Source organism: Pseudomonas protegens, from assembly GCF_003732485.1.
GTDB classification, from domain to species: domain Bacteria; phylum Pseudomonadota; class Gammaproteobacteria; order Pseudomonadales; family Pseudomonadaceae; genus Aquipseudomonas; species Aquipseudomonas protegens_B.
In genome coordinates this window covers 1-255 of sequence record NZ_MOAK01000067.1, presented here as the reverse complement: position 1 = coordinate 255, position 255 = coordinate 1, and the positions used below count along the sequence as shown (strand labels likewise).

Below are 255 nucleotides of genomic sequence, written 5' to 3'. Positions count from 1 at the left end.
ACAATTTTCTGGCTGTGCCTGTTACTGCCCTTCTATGCCTGGATCGGTTATCCCTTGCTGCTGGCCCTGCTCAGCCTGTTCGTGCGCCCGCGCCCGCTGCAACCGGGCGAGCCGCTGTCGGTGAGCGTGATCATCGCCGCCCACAACGAAGGCCCGCACATCGAGCACAAGCTGCGCACCTTGCTGCAACAGGACTACCCGGCCACGGACCTGCAGATCATCCTCGCCAGCGACGGCTCCAGCGACGACACCGTG

The 255-nt window shown here is 64.3% G+C and carries 1 protein-coding gene; it reads left to right on the top strand.

Annotated features, from left to right (window positions below; all coding sequences use genetic code 11):
* Positions 1-3: 3 nt before the first annotated feature.
* On the top strand, positions 4-255 hold a 252-nt coding region (locus BLX41_RS17835), incomplete at its 3' end, for a glycosyltransferase (RefSeq protein WP_123725954.1).